Here is a 15,754-nt window from a genome sequence, read left to right as displayed (position 1 = left end):
TTCTACCTGGACTACAAGAACGTGAAGCCGGACTACGTCAAGGCCCTGTGGAACATCTTCAACTGGGCCGAGATCAGCAAGCGCTTCGACAACGCCGTCGCCGGCGGCAACGGCCTCCTGCTCGGCTGAGCCCGACGCACTGAAGGCACCGGAAACGGGGTCCGGCCCATGCGGCCGGGCCCCGTTTCGCGGGTTTCGGCGCAATTAGTCGCCCGGCTGGGGGAAATCGCTGCGACGAATGTCGGGAACTGCTGGTAGTCCGCGCATCCCGGCAGCCGCCTGCACGGCCTGGATCCGAGTGCATCCGGACGTGCACGCTGCACGCCCGCCGAATGCGGATGCCGATTCGCGCGCGCCGTCTGCGGCAAGGACCACCTGATTCAGCGAGATTCGCTCGCATTCGGTGGGTTCTTTCCCCTGATCGAACAAGTGCCTGGACAGCGGCGGACCGGCGCGGCACCCTGGAAGCGCAACCATGTCGGGGGGCAGGGGGAGCACATGGCGTTGCGCATTCATTTCACCGACGACGATTTCGGCCGGACGAGGCGGCGCACCGGCCCCGATCCGCTGTGGGAACTGGTGCTGAGCCTCACCGCGCTGCAGAGCCGCCGCCCGGCGGGCGGGCTGCGGGTCTGGTCGGCTCGTGCCCGCAAGCAGCTTCGGCGGGAGGGGCTGCTTCCGCAACCCCGTCCGGCGCCGGCGCTGGAGTTCCGTAACCGGGCGGTGAAGGCGCTGCCCTCAGGTGGCGACGCGACGGTCCGCCGCACGGGAGTGCTGAGACCGGCGGAGCGGCGGCGGGAGATCGGTCCGGTCGCGGGAGACGGCGTCGTGCGCGTGGAGAAAACGAGGCTGCGCGCCGACCTTCAGACGTTCTTCGTGCACGGGGTCGCGCCGTCGTGGGTCGGGGAAGTGGCCGACGGGGCGCGCACGCTGCTCACGTCGTACAGCCTCGCGCGGCAGACTCCGGCCGTCCACCCGGAACGGTCCGGTGCCGCGATCCCCTGGGAGGGCCCGGAATTCTTCGGCGAACCTCCTACGGATCGCAGTGTCTACTTCGGAGGCTTGCTCGTGATCCCGGCTTATTTCCGGGTCGTGGAACCGGATCCGGCGAGCGGACCAGAACCGCCGGTGGTACTGGCCCGACCCGCGATCACCGCGGGCGATGCCGCCCAGGACCCGCTGCCGGACCTGCTCGGCCCGACCCGTGCCCGCGCACTGCACGCGCTGACGATCCCGAGATCCACTGCCGAACTGGCCGGGGAGATCGGCGTGACACCGGTCGCGGCGAGCAAGCACGCGGGCGTCCTGCGCCGTGCGGGATTGGTGGAAAGCCAGCAGGACGGGAAGACCGTCCGGCACGCGGCGACGGCCACCGGACTCGCGTTGCTGAGCGCTTCCGGCGGGGAATGATGGGGCGCGCGGGGGAGAATTCCACGTACTAACGGAAGACAGCGGCAATAAACGACGTGTCAGCACGACCGGCGGCCGGCGCGGAATGGAACGCGCCTCGCCGATCCGGCTGCGGCGGTTGAGTTGCCTCAGTGTGGTGTTACCCACGAATGAGTGAAAAGAACGGGTGAAATCGGACATCGATCCCGGCTCGGATTGCCCGCGGCGGGCCTTTTTTCCTGCGACTTGGGCACATTTGTCCGCGAACCCTGCCGCGTTCCCGGTTTTCGCGGCATTCTCGGACCATGGCTTCTGGTTTCCGCGCGTCCGCGGCGCGCGGGCGCGTGTTCCTCCTTCCGGTCCTGGCCGCGGCGGTCGCGGTCTCGGCGCTGGCCGGGATCTGCCTGGGGCTGTGGATTCACCGGCAGGGCTCGGCGGCGATCGACCGCGCGCCGGGCCGGTCCGTCGTCGCCGCCGTGGAGCCCGGATCCGGCGCGCTGCGGGGGAGCGAGGGCGCCGCGATGCCCGACACCCGGCGCGTCACGTGGACCGCCCCGGACGGCGGCGCCGAGGAAGCGAACATCCCGCTGCGCTCGGACCCGGCGGCCCGCGGCCTGACCCGCATCCGCATGGACGCGCGCGGCCAGCTCCGGGCCTCGTCGCCGGACCGCCTCGACGTCCTGTCGGTCTCGGTGATCACGACGGTCGCCTGGGAACTGGTCACCGCGATCGCGGGCTTCGCGCTGTACCGCCGATTCGCCCGGGGGCGGGTCGCTGGCTGAGGCGTGGGCGGGAGTGGTGCGGCTGTCGTGGGTGCGGGGTTCGCGCTGCACCGGCGGGTTGGCGCGGGGGCGGGTCTCTGGCTGAGGAGTGAGCGCGGGCGGGGTTGCTGCCGGGTTCGGCTGCCAGCATGCGCGGGGCCGGTTCGGCCGGGGATTCGCGCTGTACCGCCGGTTGGCGCGGGGGAGGGTTGCTGGCTTAGAGGTGGGCGGGGCTGGTTCGGCCGTCGTGGGTAGCGGGTTCGCGCCGCACCCGCGGGTTGGCGTGGGGAGGGTCGCTGCATGGGGTGTGAGCGCGAGGCGGTGCGCTGCCAGCGTGCGCGGGGCCGGTTCGACCACCACCGGGGCGGGGTTCGCCTTGCCCGCCGGTCCGCCCGGGGCGTGTCGCTGCATGGGGTGTGAGCGCGGGCGTCGTGGGCGAAGGATTCGCGCTGCACCGCAAGCTTCGCGCGAGGGCCTCAACGCCAATGGCAACGATAAAACCAGATGATCGCGAGCGGGATCGCCGTCGTGAGCACCGCGCCCACCGCGATCGGGGCGGCTGAGCCCATTCCGAAGCCGACCACCAGGGTGACCAGGCCGGTCAGGAACACGCTGAGCACGCCGAGCGCCGCCGCGGCGAAGGTGACCGCGGGCATGGGGCGGAACTTCTCGAACCGGCGGGCAAGGCGCGGATTTTCCTGGGCGAGGCATCGCTCGATCTCGTCCAGCTGGTGTTGTTCGTGGTCGCGCAGCGCCATCGTCCGCTCCGCCCGTCGACCTGGCCGGGACTTCTCCGCTGATTCTGCCACGAAATCCGGCCGGAATACGGGGTCGAGTTCGATTCGACGCCCCGTGCGGGTGAGTCCGGGAAGCCGCGGAGCGGGGGCGGCCCGCCGCGTCCGGCAGCGGGCCGCCCGTGCGGGTCAGTCGCGGCGGCGGCCGCCCACGATGAGCCGGTAGCCGGTCAGGATGACCAGCGCGCCGAGCACCGCGAGACCCCACGTGCGCAGGTCGAAGAACGTCCCGAGCTGGGTGTGGAACAGCGTTTTGCCGATCCAGCCGCCCACGAACGCGCCTCCGATCCCGAGCAGGATGGTGATGATGCAGCCGCCCGGGTCCTTGCCCGGCATGAGGGCCTTCGCGATCACTCCGGCGATCAGGCCCAGCACGATCCAGCTGACAACGCCCACGTCGGTCCTCTCCTCGGTACGGCGGCGGCCCCTCGGGCCGCCCCTGGCCGGACCAGGATGGCATGGTCCGACCGGGTGGCGCGCGCCAGCGTCGGGGCTACTTTCCGTAGTACCGGCGAGGAGTCAGCGGCGGAGGGCGGTTTCCGTGTCCATGTGCGACAGCTTCGCCGGATTCCGCACCGCGTACAGGCCGGTGATCTTGCCGTCGTCGATGCGCAGCGTGAGCACCGTGTCGACCTCGCCGTCGAGCTTCAGCACCAGCGCCGGATGCCCGTTGACCTGCATCGGGCGCAGCGGCGCGGGGATCTGGGCGCTCCCGGCGGCCAGCAGCCGCGCGACCTTGTCCGCGCCGACGATCGGCCGCGGCACCGCCTGCTTGACGCCGCCGCCGTCGCCGAGGAAGACGACGTCCGGGGCGAGCAGGTCGAGCAGGCCTTGCAGGTCGCCGGTCTCGACGGCCTTCTTGAACGCGTCGAGCGCGCCGCGGGTTTCGGCGGGCGTGACGTCGCCGCGCGGGCGGCGGGCCGAGACGTGCGACCGCGCCCGGTGCCCGATCTGCCGTACCGCGGCCGGGGTTTTGCCGACGGCTTCGGCGATTTCGTCATAGGGCACGTCGAAGACCTCGCGCAGCACGAACACCGCGCGCTCGGTCGGCCGCAGCGTTTCGAGCACCAGCAGCATCGCCGTCGAGACGCTGTCGGCCAGTTCGACGTCCTCGGCGACGTCCGGCGCGGTGAGCAGCGGTTCGGGCAGCCAGGTGCCGACGTAGGACTCCTTGCGCCTGCCGAGCGTGCGCAGCCGGGTCAGCGCCTGGCGGGTGGTGATCCGGACCAGGTAGGCGCGGTGCTCGCGGATCTCCTCGAGGTCGACCCCCGCCCACTTCAGCCAGGTTTCCTGCAGCACGTCCTCGGCGTCGGCGGCCGAGCCGAGCATCTCGTAGGCCACGGTGAACAGCAGGTTCCGGTGGGCGAGGAAGGTCTCGGTGGCGAGGTCCGGGCTCGCTTCGCCGGGCGCTGTCATGGATGGCTCCTTCGCGTTCTGGGGTCGATCGCCCATAGGACGCCGGCCGCCGGGAGTTTGTGACACCAGCCCGGCGTGCGGTTCGGCGTCGTAGTCGAAGCGCCCCACGGGATGCGAGGGTAGCCGGGGCAGCGCTCGACCGAGAGGAGTTCGCGACGATGGCGGAACGGGGACCGGACTGGCTGCGGCGGACGTGGGACGAGGCCGCGCCGCGCTACGACCGCGACATCGCGTGGTTCGAACGGGCGCTGCTCGCCGACGGCCGCGAATGGGTGTGCGGGCAGGCTTCGGGGGAGGTGCTGGAGGTCGCCGTCGGGACCGGCCGGAACCTGCCGTTGTACCCGCCGGACGTGCGGCTGACCGGGATCGACCTCAGCCCGTCGATGCTGGACCTCGCCCGTCGGCGCGCCGCCGAGACCGGCCGCGAGGCGACGCTCACCGAGGCTGACGCGCAGTCCCTTCCGTTCCCGGACAGCACGTTCGACACCGTCGTCTGCACGCTGGGCCTGTGCGGCGTCCCGGACGAACGTGGTGCCATCGCGGAGATGCACCGGGTGCTGCGTCCGGGCGGCCAGTTGCTGCTGCTGGACCACGTCGGCAGTCATCGCCGCTTCGTTCTCGCTGGTCAGCGGCTGCTGGAGAAGCTGACCGTGTCCCGGCTGGGGGATTACCTGACCCGCCGGCCGCTGCCGTTGCTCGCCGCGGCCGGGTTCGCGGTGGAGCGGGCGGAGCGGAGCAAGGCCGGGATCGTCGAGCGGGTGGCGGCGCGGAAAACCGCCTAGTCCTGTACGGTCGTATTGTACGTTCGTATAGGAGGGGTGCGATGAACGGCAAACTGGGGCAGATCGCGGTCGGCGTGCTGATGGTGGTCGTCGGCGCGGTGCTGTACTTCGTGTTCCACGACGTCGAGACGCCGGTGGTCGGGCTGCGGCAGGTCGGGGTGGTCGTGGGAGTGATCGGGGTGCTTGAACTGGTCGCGGTCGCGTGGCGGGCGTCCCGGCAGTGAAGCGTGCCGCCCATGTGCTCGACGCGGTGCTGAATGTGTTGGCGGAGCAGGGAATCGGCGCGCTCAGTGTGCGGACGGTCGCCGCCGCGGCGGGCGTTTCCCCGGCTCAGGTGCAGTACTACTACCGCACGAAGAGCGACCTCGTGCGCGCCGGTTTCGAGTACGCGGGCGAGCAGTTCCTGGCGGAAATTGAAGCGGCGCAACCGGAATCGATCGCCGACTTCGTCGAGCTGTGGCTGCCGCTGGACGAACCGCGCGCCCGGCGGGCCCGGGTGTGGCTCGCGTACGCGGCGGCGGCCGTCGTGGATCCGGTGCTGCAGAAGGAAAACGCGAACCTCGATCGCGAGCTGCGGCAGTGGTATGTCAACGCCGGGTTGTCCGAGGACGTCGCGGCGCAGGTGTTCGCCATGATCGACGGCGTGACGCTGCAGTGTCTCTCGCTGCCGATGGCGGACCGTCGGGCATTGGCGGACCGGACGGTCGGCGCGTTCCTCGCGGCGCTACCTGGCTGCATGTAACACGTGATACATTCAGCGCTGTGGCAGAGGGCAAGTGGCTGGTGCTGGTGGTCCGGGTGCCGTCCGGACCGTCGCGGCATCGGGTCGCCGTGTGGCGTGAGCTGCGGCGGGTAGGCGCGTTGTCGCTCGGGCAGGGCGCCTGGGCGGTGCCGGACGTGCCCGGGTTCGCCGGCGGCGTCGAGCGGGCCGTCGAGCTGGCCGAACGCGGCGACGGCGAGGTGATCACGCTCGACGCCGCGGAACGGGACGGTTCGCGCCTGGTGGAGCTGTTCAGTGCCGAGCGGGAAGAGGAGTGGACGGAGTTCCTGGCCGACTGCGGGAAGTTCGACGCCGAGATCGACAAGGAAATCCGGATCGGCAAGTTCACGATGGCCGAACTGGAAGAGGAAGAGCAGAGCCTCGAGCGGTTGCGGCGCTGGCATCGGGACCTGAAGGCGCGGGACGTGTTCGGCGCGCCCTCGGCGGCGGAGGCCGAGCAGCAGCTGAAGCGGTGCGCCGAGCGGCTCGCGGACTACACCGAGCAGGTTTTCCAAGCCCTGCACCAGATGTGAGGGTTTCCGATGCGTTCTGCTGAGCTGCGTCCGCTGTACGCCGCCGGGTTCGTCACCGCGTTCGGCGCGCACAGCATCGCCGCCAGCCTCGGCGCGTACACGCACGGCGATTCCTTGCTGACCCTCGGATTGCTGCTCGCGGTCTACGACGGGGCCGAGGTCGTGCTGAAGCCGGTGTTCGGCTCGCTGGCCGACCGGATCGGGCCGCGGCCGGTCCTGCTCGGCGGGTTGCTGGCGTTCGCGCTCGCGTCGGCGGCCTTTGTCGTCGCGGGAAACCCGGCGGCGGTCGGGCTGGCGCGATTCGGTCAAGGCGCGGCCGCGGCAGCCTTCTCGCCCGCGGCAGGGGCGCTCGTCGCACGGTTGTCGCCGGCGAAACGGCAGGGGCGGGCGTTCGGCGGTTACGGCGCGTGGAAGAGCGTCGGGTACACGCTGGGGCCGTTGCTTGGCGGCGTGCTGATCACGCTGGGCGGATTCGCCTTGCTGTTCGGCACCCTGGCGGTGCTGGCTTTCGTTGTCGCCGGTTGGGCCGCGCTGGTGGTGCCCGCGCCGGAACCGTTGCCGCGACAGCGCCAGACCGTTGTCGACCTTGCCCGCCGGCTCGCTGAACCTGGCTTCCTGCGGCCGACCGCGGTGCTGGCCGGAACGACCGGGGCGCTCGCGGTGGGAATCGGATTCCTGCCGGTCACCGGGGCGGCGAGCGGACTCGGCACGGTGGCGACCGGCGCAGTGGTGTCGGTGCTGGCGTTGTGCTCCGCGCTGGTGCAGCCGTGGGCGGGCCGGCTCCGGGACGCCGGGCGGATTCCCGACCGATGGGGGATGGCGGGCGGGTTGCTGCTGACCGCCGCCGGGCTGGCGTTGGGCGCGTTCGTGCCGGGTCTCGTGGGAGTGGTGGTCGCGGCGGTGGCGATCGGCGTCGGGGTCGGGGTGGCCACGCCGATCGGGTTCGCGCATCTGGCCGGTTCCGCGCCGAAGGAACGGCTCGGGCAGACGATGGGGGCAGCCGAGGTCGGCCGGGAACTGGGCGACGCGGGCGGTCCGCTGCTGGTCGGCGCGATCGCGTCGGCGGCGACGCTGGGGGCGGGGTTCGGCGGGCTGGCTGTGGTGCTGGCGGTGATCGGACTGGTGGTGGCTGGCTTCCGAAAGTCGTGAGGGGAACCCTCCGGGAATCAGATTTCCGGAGGGTTCCCCTCACAGACGATCAGCTGGTCGCGATGGCCGGGTCGCTTGTGGACGCCTGGCCGGTCTCCGCGTGGCCAGCGAAGCGCCGGACGTACTTTCCGTCGTGATCCGCCTTGACCGTGATGTCGTACCAGCCGTTCGCGACGCCCCACTTCGGCACCGCGCGTGAGGTGCCCGGGGCGAGCGTGTACCGGTAAGCCTCGTTGGGCGCGTATGCGTCCACGCCGGTGAAGGTGACCGTCCGGCTGGTCGGGTTCTTGAACGTCACCGTCACATAGCCCGCGTCGTGCCGTGCGGTGACTTCCGGGCCCAAGCCGCCGATCGTCCCGGCTTGTTCGCGGAGCCAGCCGTTGGGGCCGAAAACCGAGTACTGGTACCAATCTCCCGCGCCGCTCGGCAGATGCCAGCTGTCGGTGACCGACTTGCGGCCTTCCACGGTGTACGGCCACGGCCCGTCCGAACGCATCCGGGACGTCACGTGGAATCCGGCTCCGGCGTCGCCGAGGTTGGCGAAGGTGAAGTACATCCGGCCGTCGCGGGCTTCGGTGTCCGCGGCCAGGTCGTACGGCAGTGCGCGGGCTTTGCGGGCGCCGGGTTCCTGCTTCGGCAGCGAACCGTTCGACGGCGGCACCGGGTGGTAGGTCGGCGGGGTGCTGTGGTCGGCGGGCGGCTGGTAGTCGCCGGTGCCGGGCAGGGACGGGACGCCGCTGTTGGCTCCGGTGAAGTCGAACGCCGACGTGAGGTCCCCGCACACCGCGCGGCGCCACGGCGAAATGTTCGGATTGTGCACGCCGAAACGCTTTTCCACGAACTGGATCAGCGAGGTGTGGTCGAAAGTCTGCGAACAGACCCAGCCGCCGGTGCTCCACGGCGAAACGGCCAGCAGCGGCACGCGCGGCCCGAGTCCGTAAGGCATTGCTTTGGTGTACGACGCGGCTGCGCCGCCTTCGTACCATTCCCCGGCGACGCTCGCCGTCGATTTGCCCCAGTTCGCGTCGCGCGGCGGGTACGGCGGGACGACGTGGTCGAAGAATCCGTCGTTCTCGTCGTACGTGATGAGCAGGACGGTTTTGCTCCACACGTCCGGATTCGACGTGAGCGCGTCGAGCACGCCGGAGACATACCAGGCGCCGTAATTGGCGGGCCACGCCGGATGTTCGCAGTACGCTTCGGGGGCCACGATCCAGGAAACCTGCGGCAGGCGGTTCGCTTTGACATCCGCGGCGAGGTGGTCGAAGAAACCGTCGCCCGCGCTGGCCTTCGTGCCGGTGCGCGCCTTGTCGTAGAGCGGCGTGCCCTGCGCGGATTTCTGGTACTGGGTCAGGTAAAGCAGCGAATTGTCGCCGTAATTGCCGATGTACGCGTCATCGGTCCAGCCCCACTTGTGCTCCTTGTCGAGACCGTTGCCGACGTCCTGGTAGATCTTCCACGAAACCCCGGCCTTTTCCAGGATTTCCGGGAAACTGGTCCAGCCGTACCCGGATTCTTCATTGCCCAGCACCGGCCCGTTTCCGGAACCGTCGTTCCCCGTCCAGCCGGTGTACATGTAATACCGGTTGGGGTCGGTCGAGGACAGCATCGAGCAGTGGTAGGCGTCGCACACGGTGAACGCGTCGGCGAGCGCGTAGTGGAACGGGATGTCCTTGCGCGTCAGATACGCCATCGTGGTGCGGGTTTTCGCGGGGATCCACTTGTCCCACCGGCCGGTGCTCCACGCGGTGTGCGTGCCGTTCCAGTCGTGGTTGAGGTCCTCGATGAACGTGAGCCCCAGGTTGTCCTCGGCGGGCCGGAACGGCAGGGTCTCGGCGCCGGAGGAGTCGGCCTGGTGCCACACCGGCTTCCCGCTCGGCAGCGAGACCGGGCGCGGGTCGCCGAAGCCGCGGACGCCGTTGAGGGTGCCGAAATAGTGGTCGAACGACCGGTTTTCCTGCATCAGCACGACAACGTGCTCGACGTCAGCGAGGGTGCCGGTGCGCACGGCGGCCGGCACCGAAGCCGCCCGCGCGATGCTCGCGGGCAAAGCCGTGCCGGCCGCGGTGGCCGCGGCGAGGTGCATGAATCTGCGACGGCTGACCGATGACATCGATGTCTCCTCGAAAAGTCGGGGACAGTTTCGCGGACGCGTTCGGGAATTTCCCACCGGGAAAGGCCGAACGCATCATCGACGGATGATCCGCGCGCTGTCAACCGCCGACCGGGATGGCGCCCGTTCGTACTGCGTCACCGCCGGTTCGCTGCCTGTTTCACCGTCTTGATCACCGGTGCCGTTTCCACTTGGGTGACCGCGGGGAGCGCGGCGACGCTGGTGGTGAGGTAGCGGTACAGCTCTTGGTGGCTCGCGCACACCACCGTCGCGTACAGGTTGGTCGGGCCGGTGGTCGCGGCGGCGTACGCGACTTCCGGGTGCGCGGCGAGCGCGATGCCGGTTTCCTCCAGGGCCGCCGGGGCGACCGAAAGCCACAGCAGTGTCCGGATTCCCTTGCCGTACAACCGCCAGTCGAGGTCGAGGTCGAAGTACAGCACGTCCCGTTCGCGCAGTTCCGCCATGCGGCGGCGGACAGTGGTCGGGGACCAGCCGGTCGCGGCGGCGAGCTGTTCGAATCCGGCGCGGCCGTCGTCGGCGAGGGCGGCGAGGAGCGTGCGGTCGCCGTCGTCGAGTGTCGCCGGGCCAGGCCGGCGGGGGAGCGGTGGCGGACGCAACCGGGCGACGGCGGCGTCGTCCAGCGTGCCGATTTTGGCGACCATGCTGTCGGAGCCGCCGTAGAACGCGTGCAGCACCGAATGCGCGGTGACGCCTTCGACGCGTGGCGTGCGGGGCAGTTTGGCCAGCAGCAACGCTTCGCTGTCGGCTGCGTTTTCGAGGCGGACCGTGCAGGTGATTTCGGTTCCGCCGGACGTCAGGCTCACCCACGCGGTGTCCGGCCGCCGCGCGAGGGCCTCGGCGACTGCGCTCGCAGCGGTGGGCGCGCACCGGATGCGCAGGAACCATTGCACCGCACCGGAAGCCGCCTCGTTGACGCCGCCGATGACCCGGACCGCTCCGGTCGACCGGAGCCGGGCGTAGCGACGAGCGACGGTGCGATCCGACACGCCGAGTGCGTCGGCGATCGCGCTGAACGGAGCCCTGGGGTCGATCTGCAGGGCGTGCACGAGCTGCCGGTCGAGATCGTCGTAGTCGGAATCCACCCCGCTGAGCGTACTCGTGTCGGAATCCGCCGCTACCCGGTCGCTTTCTGGCTCGCGGGCTCCTGGCGGGCCGAGAGTCGGTTCCGAACACCGACCCACGAGGGAGAGATCATGACTGCCGAGGTGCTTGTCGTCGGCGCCGGTCCGACCGGGATGACGATGGCGAACGAACTCCAGCTCGCCGGCGTGTCCTGTGTGCTGGCGGACCGGCTGCCGCGGGCCAGCGAACTGTCCAAGGCCGGCGGGCTGCAGTCCCGCACGCAGGAGGCGTTCGACCAGCGCGGCCTGCTCGAACCGCTGCTGGCCACCGGCGACTATCCGGTCACTACCGCGCATTTCGCGGGCAATTTGCTGCCGCTGGTCCGCGAGCGGCACCGGTTCTCCTGGCGGTCGGTCCCGCAGGTGGCGATCGAGGGATTCCTGGAGAAACACCTTGCCGCGCAAGGAATCCGGATCCGGAGAAACCACGAGCTGGTCGGTCTGGCGCAGGACGCGGACGGCGTCACCGCGACCTTCGCCGACGGTGCGGTGATCCGGGCCCAGTACCTGGTCGCCGCCGACGGCGGGCGCAGCACGGTCCGGAAGCTGCTGGGCGCGGAGTTCTCCGGCCGTCCGGGGACGGTGACCACGGTGGCCGCCGACGTGCGGCTGAGCGCCGAGGTCCCGATGCACACGATCACCCCGGAGGGGTACCGCGCACAGGTGTTCCCGCTCGGTGTCGACGTCGAGGGACGGCCGCTGCGCCGACTGACGCTCGGCGGACCCGGCTGGTCGCTGGAACGGGACGTCCCGGTCACCGAGGACGAACTCCGCACCGGGCTGAAGACGGTCTTCGGCGACCGGGTGGAGCTGGTCGAAGTCCGTTACGCGCGCCGGATCACGAACGCCGCGCTGCAAGCCGCGCGGTACCGCCACGGCCGCGTTTTCCTCGCCGGCGACGCCGCGCATGTGCATCTTCCCCTTGGCGCGCAAGGGATGAACACCGGAATCCAGGACGCGATGAACCTCGGCTGGAAGCTCGTCGCGGCGGTGCGCGGCACCGCGCCCGAGGGGTTGCTCGACAGCTACCACGCGGAACGGCATCCGGTCGGCGCGGCGGTGCTGCGCAACGTCCAAGCGCAGTCGCTGCTCCTGGACGACGGCCCCGACTCGGCCGCGGCCCGGTCGTTGTTCGCGGATTTGGCGGGGCTGCCCGAAGTTCAGTATCTGCTGGACGACCTGTTGTCCGGCATGGGAATCCGCTACGTCGTCCCGGGCAGCGAGGAGCATCCGCTGGTGGGCCTGCCCGCGCCCGACCTCGGCCCGGAACTGCGAACCGGACGTGGCGTTCTCGTCGACCCGGACGGACAATTCGGCGATCTCGCGACGCGGTGGGCGGACCGGGTGAACCGCGTTGCGACGGGTGCCGAAGCGATGCTGGTCCGTCCGGACGGATACGTGGCGTGGGCCGGTGATCCGGACGGTCTGGAGCCCGCGATTCGCCAGTGGTTCGGCGCGCCGGTGGGCTAGCGTGGCCGTCGTGCAGACGTGGCTGACCGACACCCGGACCTCGTACGACACCGTCGCCGCCAGCTACGCCGACCGGTTGCGCGACTCGATCGCCCGAAGCCCTTCGCTGCGCATGACGTTGGGATTGTTCGCCTCGCTGGTGCGGGAAACCGGTCCGGTCGCGGACGTCGGCTGCGGCACCGGGCACGTCACCGCGCACCTGAACGGCCTCGGTCTGGACGCGTTCGGCCTCGACCTGTCGCCCGGCATGATCGAGGTGGCGCGGCGGGACCACCCCGGGCTGCGGTTCGCGGTCGGTTCGATGATCGCGCTTCCGCTGCCCGACGCTTCGATGGCCGGGCTGTTGTCGTGGTGGTCGCTGATCCACGTCCCGGACGACGAGGTGCCCACCGCCCTCGCGCAGTTCCACCGCGTGCTGCGGCCCGGAGCGCCGGTCGCGATCGGCTTTCACGTCGGCGACGTGGCCCGGGTGAAGACGCAGGGGTACGGCGGGCATCCGATGCAGGTGCACGTCTATCGCCGCCGTCCCGCGCAGGTGTCGGAGTGGTTGCGCGAGGCCGGGTTCACCGTCGAGGCGGAGTGGGTGGAGGAGCTGGACAGCGAAGTGCCGCAAGCGGTTGTCTACGCTCGCCGCTGAGTTCAGCCGAGGTCCAGTTTCGCCAGCCGCGGCAGCACGCCGTCGCGCCAGCCCGGGCCCATTCGCTCGCACGCGTCCGCCTGGCGTTCGTCGTCGAGGTCGAAGCCGGAGTGGTTCAGCAGGAGCCGGGTGCCCTGGCCCTCGGCGACGAGCGTCCAGGTGAGGGTCCAGTCGCCGTTGAAGGTGTAGACGAACTTCGACGGCGGCTCGGATTCGAGGACCCGGCAAGGGATCGAGCCGAATCCGGGCATGTCCAGGTGGAACTCGTGCCCGACGTCCGGGCCGATGCCGCCCGGTGCCCACCACTTGGCGTGCAGTTCGGGATCGGTGAGCGCGCGCCAGACCTTTTCCGGCGCGGCGGCGATGAACTGGTCGACCGAGATGCTGCCGATCCGGGCGTACGTCACGGGGTTTCCTCCTCGTTTTCCAGCAGGTCGGCCATGCTGCGCAGGCGGCCGCGCCAGAACCGTTCGAACGGGTGCAGCCATTCGCCGACCTGCTCGAGCGGGTCGCTTTCCAGGTGGTAGAAACGTTGTCGCCCAACGGGTTCGTCGCGGACCAGCGAGGCGTCCCGCAACACCTTGAGATGCTCGGCGACCGCGGGACGGCTCAGCTCGAACCGCGCCGCGAGGTCGCCGGCCGTGCACGGGCCGTCCGCGAGGATCTCCAGCAGCCGCCGCCGGACGGGACTGGCGAGAGCGAGGAAGACGTCGTCGGGCATGACGCTACGTTATGTCGGGAGTTTCCGACATGTCAACCGGCGGAACTCCTCGTCGGCGGACGTCATGGGCGGGTCACCTTCGCGGGCCGAGGGTCTGATGAGCGACCAACGCAGGAGAATCCGCGCGCCCGTCGCAAAGGTTTTCCGGTTCCGGCCCGATCGGGTCACCGGGCAACCCCTCGCCAGCCGACGCGTCTTGCTGTTGTCACCGCGAAGCTGCCGAAAGGACGTCCTCCCCATGCACCTCCGCCGATGGGCCGTCCTGGCCTCCGCTGCCGCACTGATCGCCGTCGCGGCAGCGGCTCCGGCAGCGGCGGTGATCGGCGGTTCGGTCAGTCATTACGGACCCTGGGCGGTGCGGATGCTGGTCGACGGCAAGCCCGAATGCACCGGTACCGCGATCAGCCGGGAGTGGATCATCAGCGCCGACCACTGCTTCGCTGAGGCCGCGCAGCCGATCGCCGATTCCCGGATCGAGTTCCGTGTCGGCAATCTCGACCAGCGGCTCGGCACCGTGGTCAAGCCGGTCCCGGGGAGCCGCAACAACCACACGCTCGCGGACCTCATGCTGATCAAGGTCACCCCGATGGACGTCACCCCGGCGAAGCTGCCGACCGGCGGACCGGTGCGGCCGGGCGAGACGGTTCGCCAGCTCGGCTGGGGCGCGACCTGCACGGGCGACGAGAACAGCTGCCAATCCGACGTGCTCAAGCAGGTGGACGCGAAGGTCATCGACCCCGACGACCCGCGCTGCGAGGGCATGACTGTCTCCGGCGGCACTGATTTCTGCGCGCTGACCACGACCGGCGTCACGGCGGGCGGCGACTCCGGCGGTCCGGTCATGTCCACTGCCGATCGCGACACGCTGGTGGGGGTCACCAGCAAATCCGACCGCAGCAGCCTCGCGGCCGACGGCGACGTCTTCGGTCAGCTGGACTGGATCAAGAAGACCATCAAGGGCTGACCGTCAGAACGGCGCTCCGCAGGGCGCGCACGGCTTCGTCGCGCGCGCCGGTCAGGGCGGGGGAGTCCGTGGCGCGCGGGGCGCGAAGCGGGACATGGCGCGGCAGTTGCGCGAAGCGGTCTGACACCGCGTCGAGCACGTCGGGGCCCCAGGGACCGCCCAGCACGATGAGTTCCGGGTCGGACACCGTCACCAGAGCGAGCAGCACGCCGCAGATCGCCTCGGCGAGGGTGTCGAGGACGTCGTCGGATTTGATCGCGGTCCGCAGGGCAGCGACGTCGATCGTGGTCGAATCCGGTTGGCGGACACCGAGATCCGCGAAGACGTCGATGAACGTCGTCGCCTGACCGTCGGCGCCGCGCGTGAGGACGTGCGCGATTTCTCCGGCGAGACCGGCGTGTCCCCGCCGCACTTCGCCATCGGCGACGACCGCGCAGCCGAGACCTTCGCCGAGGAAGAGGTAGGCGAAATCGCCGGCGGCCTGTTCGGTGCGGGCGGCCCAGTTGACGTCGTTGTCCACGGTGACCGGGCCCGCCACCGTCGGCGCGAGGACGTCGGCGGGGGAGAGTTCCCCGAGCAGGAACGGGGAATCGGGCAGGTGGACGAGTTTCCCGGTGGCCCGGTCGACCGGATCGGCGGCGCTGACGACCGCGAGCCGGAGCGGTCCCGCGTCGGCGGCGACCCGGGCGGCGGCCTTGCGCAGCGCCCGGGCGACCTTCCGCGGACGCACCGGGCGGCCGAGGTTTTCGACGTGCCGGGCGAGCACCTCGCCGAAAACGTCGACAGCTTCGGCGACCGCGCCGTCGTGGCCGATGCTCACGACCAGGGCCGTGCCGAGGTCGTCGGCCAGTGCGTAGTAGGTGCCGACGCGGCCGCGGCCGGTGGTGCGTTCGCCGGTGTCGCGCAGCAGGCCGGCCTCGGCGAGCCGGGCGACGCTGTCGCCGACCGCGGGCTTGGAAATGCCGGTGCGGGCGGCGATCTGCGCGCGCGTCAGCTGCCGTTCGGCGAGCAGCGCCCGCAGGACGTGCTCGTCGGTCAGCGACCGGAGCAGGTCGAGGGAGGGCTTGGCCGGGGTCATCGGCGCGAGTCTAGCCGATTTAGTCAGGACTGTTGCCTGAATCCG

At 70.5% G+C, this 15,754-nt stretch carries 19 protein-coding genes; 11 read left to right on the top strand and 8 right to left on the bottom strand.

Translation table 11 applies throughout. From position 1 onward, the window contains the following. The 3 genes from EIZ44_RS40440 to EIZ44_RS40430 all read left to right on the top strand — a co-directional run. Nucleotides 1-129: Fe-Mn family superoxide dismutase (locus tag EIZ44_RS40440; protein WP_240691547.1), on the top strand; the 129-nt coding region annotated here is incomplete at its 5' end. Between the two features lie 369 nt (nucleotides 130-498). After that, nucleotides 499-1,410, top strand: coding sequence for an ArsR/SmtB family transcription factor (locus EIZ44_RS40435; RefSeq protein ID WP_134734191.1), 912 nt, complete (start codon nucleotides 499-501; stop codon nucleotides 1,408-1,410). A 284-nt stretch (nucleotides 1,411-1,694) separates the two neighbouring features. After that, entirely contained in the window at nucleotides 1,695-2,171 is a 477-nt protein-coding gene (locus EIZ44_RS40430) for a hypothetical protein (protein WP_205673463.1), read from the top strand. A 455-nt stretch (nucleotides 2,172-2,626) separates the two neighbouring features. Here the strand turns inward: EIZ44_RS40430 and EIZ44_RS40425 are convergent, their stop codons facing one another. From EIZ44_RS40425 to EIZ44_RS40415, 3 genes are all read right to left on the bottom strand, one after another. After that, entirely contained in the window at nucleotides 2,627-2,908 is a 282-nt protein-coding gene (locus EIZ44_RS40425; RefSeq protein ID WP_037820086.1) for a DUF3040 domain-containing protein, read from the bottom strand. Between the two features lie 165 nt (nucleotides 2,909-3,073). Then, nucleotides 3,074-3,340, bottom strand: a complete 267-nt coding sequence (locus EIZ44_RS40420; RefSeq protein WP_037820087.1) for a GlsB/YeaQ/YmgE family stress response membrane protein — start codon at nucleotides 3,338-3,340, stop codon at nucleotides 3,074-3,076. Nucleotides 3,341-3,463: 123 nt separating this feature from the next. After that, complete coding sequence (locus tag EIZ44_RS40415) at nucleotides 3,464-4,360, bottom strand: RNA polymerase sigma-70 factor (protein WP_134670410.1); 897 nt, start codon at nucleotides 4,358-4,360, stop codon at nucleotides 3,464-3,466. A 158-nt stretch (nucleotides 4,361-4,518) separates the two neighbouring features. Between EIZ44_RS40415 and EIZ44_RS40410 the strand changes: the two genes are divergently transcribed. Genes EIZ44_RS40410 through EIZ44_RS40390 form a run of 5 tightly spaced genes read left to right on the top strand, consistent with a single transcriptional unit; the run spans nucleotide 4,519 to nucleotide 7,584 of the window. Beyond that, a complete protein-coding gene (locus tag EIZ44_RS40410; protein WP_134734189.1) occupies nucleotides 4,519-5,142 on the top strand; it encodes a class I SAM-dependent methyltransferase in 624 nt (207 codons plus the stop codon). A 41-nt stretch (nucleotides 5,143-5,183) separates the two neighbouring features. Next, entirely contained in the window at nucleotides 5,184-5,366 is a 183-nt protein-coding gene (locus EIZ44_RS40405; RefSeq protein ID WP_134734188.1) for a hypothetical protein, read from the top strand. Further along, nucleotides 5,363-5,884, top strand: coding sequence for a TetR/AcrR family transcriptional regulator (locus EIZ44_RS40400; RefSeq protein WP_167754431.1), 522 nt, complete (start codon nucleotides 5,363-5,365; stop codon nucleotides 5,882-5,884). The genes EIZ44_RS40405 and EIZ44_RS40400 overlap by 4 nt, the downstream gene beginning before the upstream one ends. A 20-nt stretch (nucleotides 5,885-5,904) precedes the next feature. Then, nucleotides 5,905-6,435 (top strand): Chromate resistance protein ChrB, encoded by a 531-nt coding sequence (locus EIZ44_RS40395; RefSeq protein WP_134734186.1) that lies wholly within the window; start codon nucleotides 5,905-5,907, stop codon nucleotides 6,433-6,435. A 9-nt stretch (nucleotides 6,436-6,444) separates the two neighbouring features. Further along, the gene (locus tag EIZ44_RS40390; protein ID WP_134734185.1) at nucleotides 6,445-7,584 is read left to right on the top strand and encodes an MFS transporter; all 1,140 of its coding nucleotides are present in this window, start codon (nucleotides 6,445-6,447) and stop codon (nucleotides 7,582-7,584) included. 49 nt (nucleotides 7,585-7,633) lie between these two features. Here EIZ44_RS40390 and EIZ44_RS40385 read toward each other — a convergent pair whose 3' ends face one another. Further along, nucleotides 7,634-9,697, bottom strand: coding sequence for a phosphocholine-specific phospholipase C (locus EIZ44_RS40385; RefSeq protein WP_134734184.1), 2,064 nt, complete (start codon nucleotides 9,695-9,697; stop codon nucleotides 7,634-7,636). 137 nt (nucleotides 9,698-9,834) lie between these two features. Further along, a complete protein-coding gene (locus EIZ44_RS40380) occupies nucleotides 9,835-10,800 on the bottom strand; it encodes an Lrp/AsnC family transcriptional regulator (protein ID WP_134734183.1) in 966 nt (321 codons plus the stop codon). Between the two features lie 111 nt (nucleotides 10,801-10,911). On the opposite strand from EIZ44_RS40380, the gene EIZ44_RS40375 reads away from it, so the two are divergent. Further along, nucleotides 10,912-12,309, top strand: coding sequence for an FAD-dependent monooxygenase (locus EIZ44_RS40375; RefSeq protein ID WP_134734182.1), 1,398 nt, complete (start codon nucleotides 10,912-10,914; stop codon nucleotides 12,307-12,309). 1 nt (nucleotide 12,310) lies between these two features. After that, a complete protein-coding gene (locus EIZ44_RS40370; RefSeq protein ID WP_134734181.1) occupies nucleotides 12,311-12,946 on the top strand; it encodes a class I SAM-dependent methyltransferase in 636 nt (211 codons plus the stop codon). Nucleotides 12,947-12,948: 2 nt separating this feature from the next. Here EIZ44_RS40370 and EIZ44_RS40365 read toward each other — a convergent pair whose 3' ends face one another. Continuing rightward, on the bottom strand, nucleotides 12,949-13,353 hold the full coding sequence (locus EIZ44_RS40365) for an SRPBCC family protein (RefSeq protein WP_134734180.1): 405 nt from the start codon (nucleotides 13,351-13,353) through the stop codon (nucleotides 12,949-12,951). Beyond that, nucleotides 13,350-13,667: an ArsR/SmtB family transcription factor gene (locus tag EIZ44_RS40360; RefSeq protein ID WP_134734179.1), complete on the bottom strand. Its 318-nt coding sequence runs from the start codon at nucleotides 13,665-13,667 to the stop codon at nucleotides 13,350-13,352. The genes EIZ44_RS40365 and EIZ44_RS40360 overlap by 4 nt, the downstream gene beginning before the upstream one ends. A gap of 238 nt (nucleotides 13,668-13,905) precedes the next feature. Here EIZ44_RS40360 and EIZ44_RS40355 point away from each other — a divergent pair, with 238 nt between their 5' ends. Next, entirely contained in the window at nucleotides 13,906-14,631 is a 726-nt protein-coding gene (locus EIZ44_RS40355) for a S1 family peptidase (RefSeq protein WP_134734178.1), read from the top strand. Here the strand turns inward: EIZ44_RS40355 and EIZ44_RS40350 are convergent. Beyond that, a complete protein-coding gene (locus tag EIZ44_RS40350) occupies nucleotides 14,621-15,709 on the bottom strand; it encodes an ROK family transcriptional regulator (RefSeq protein WP_134734177.1) in 1,089 nt (362 codons plus the stop codon). The genes EIZ44_RS40355 and EIZ44_RS40350 overlap by 11 nt on opposite strands. Nucleotides 15,710-15,754 lie beyond the last annotated feature (45 nt).

Source organism: Amycolatopsis nivea (genome assembly GCF_004522235.1).
Taxonomy (GTDB): Bacteria; Actinomycetota; Actinomycetes; order Mycobacteriales; family Pseudonocardiaceae; genus Amycolatopsis; species Amycolatopsis nivea.
The sequence above is the reverse complement of the archived record's forward strand: the minus strand, read 5'-3'. Positions and strand labels throughout refer to the sequence as shown.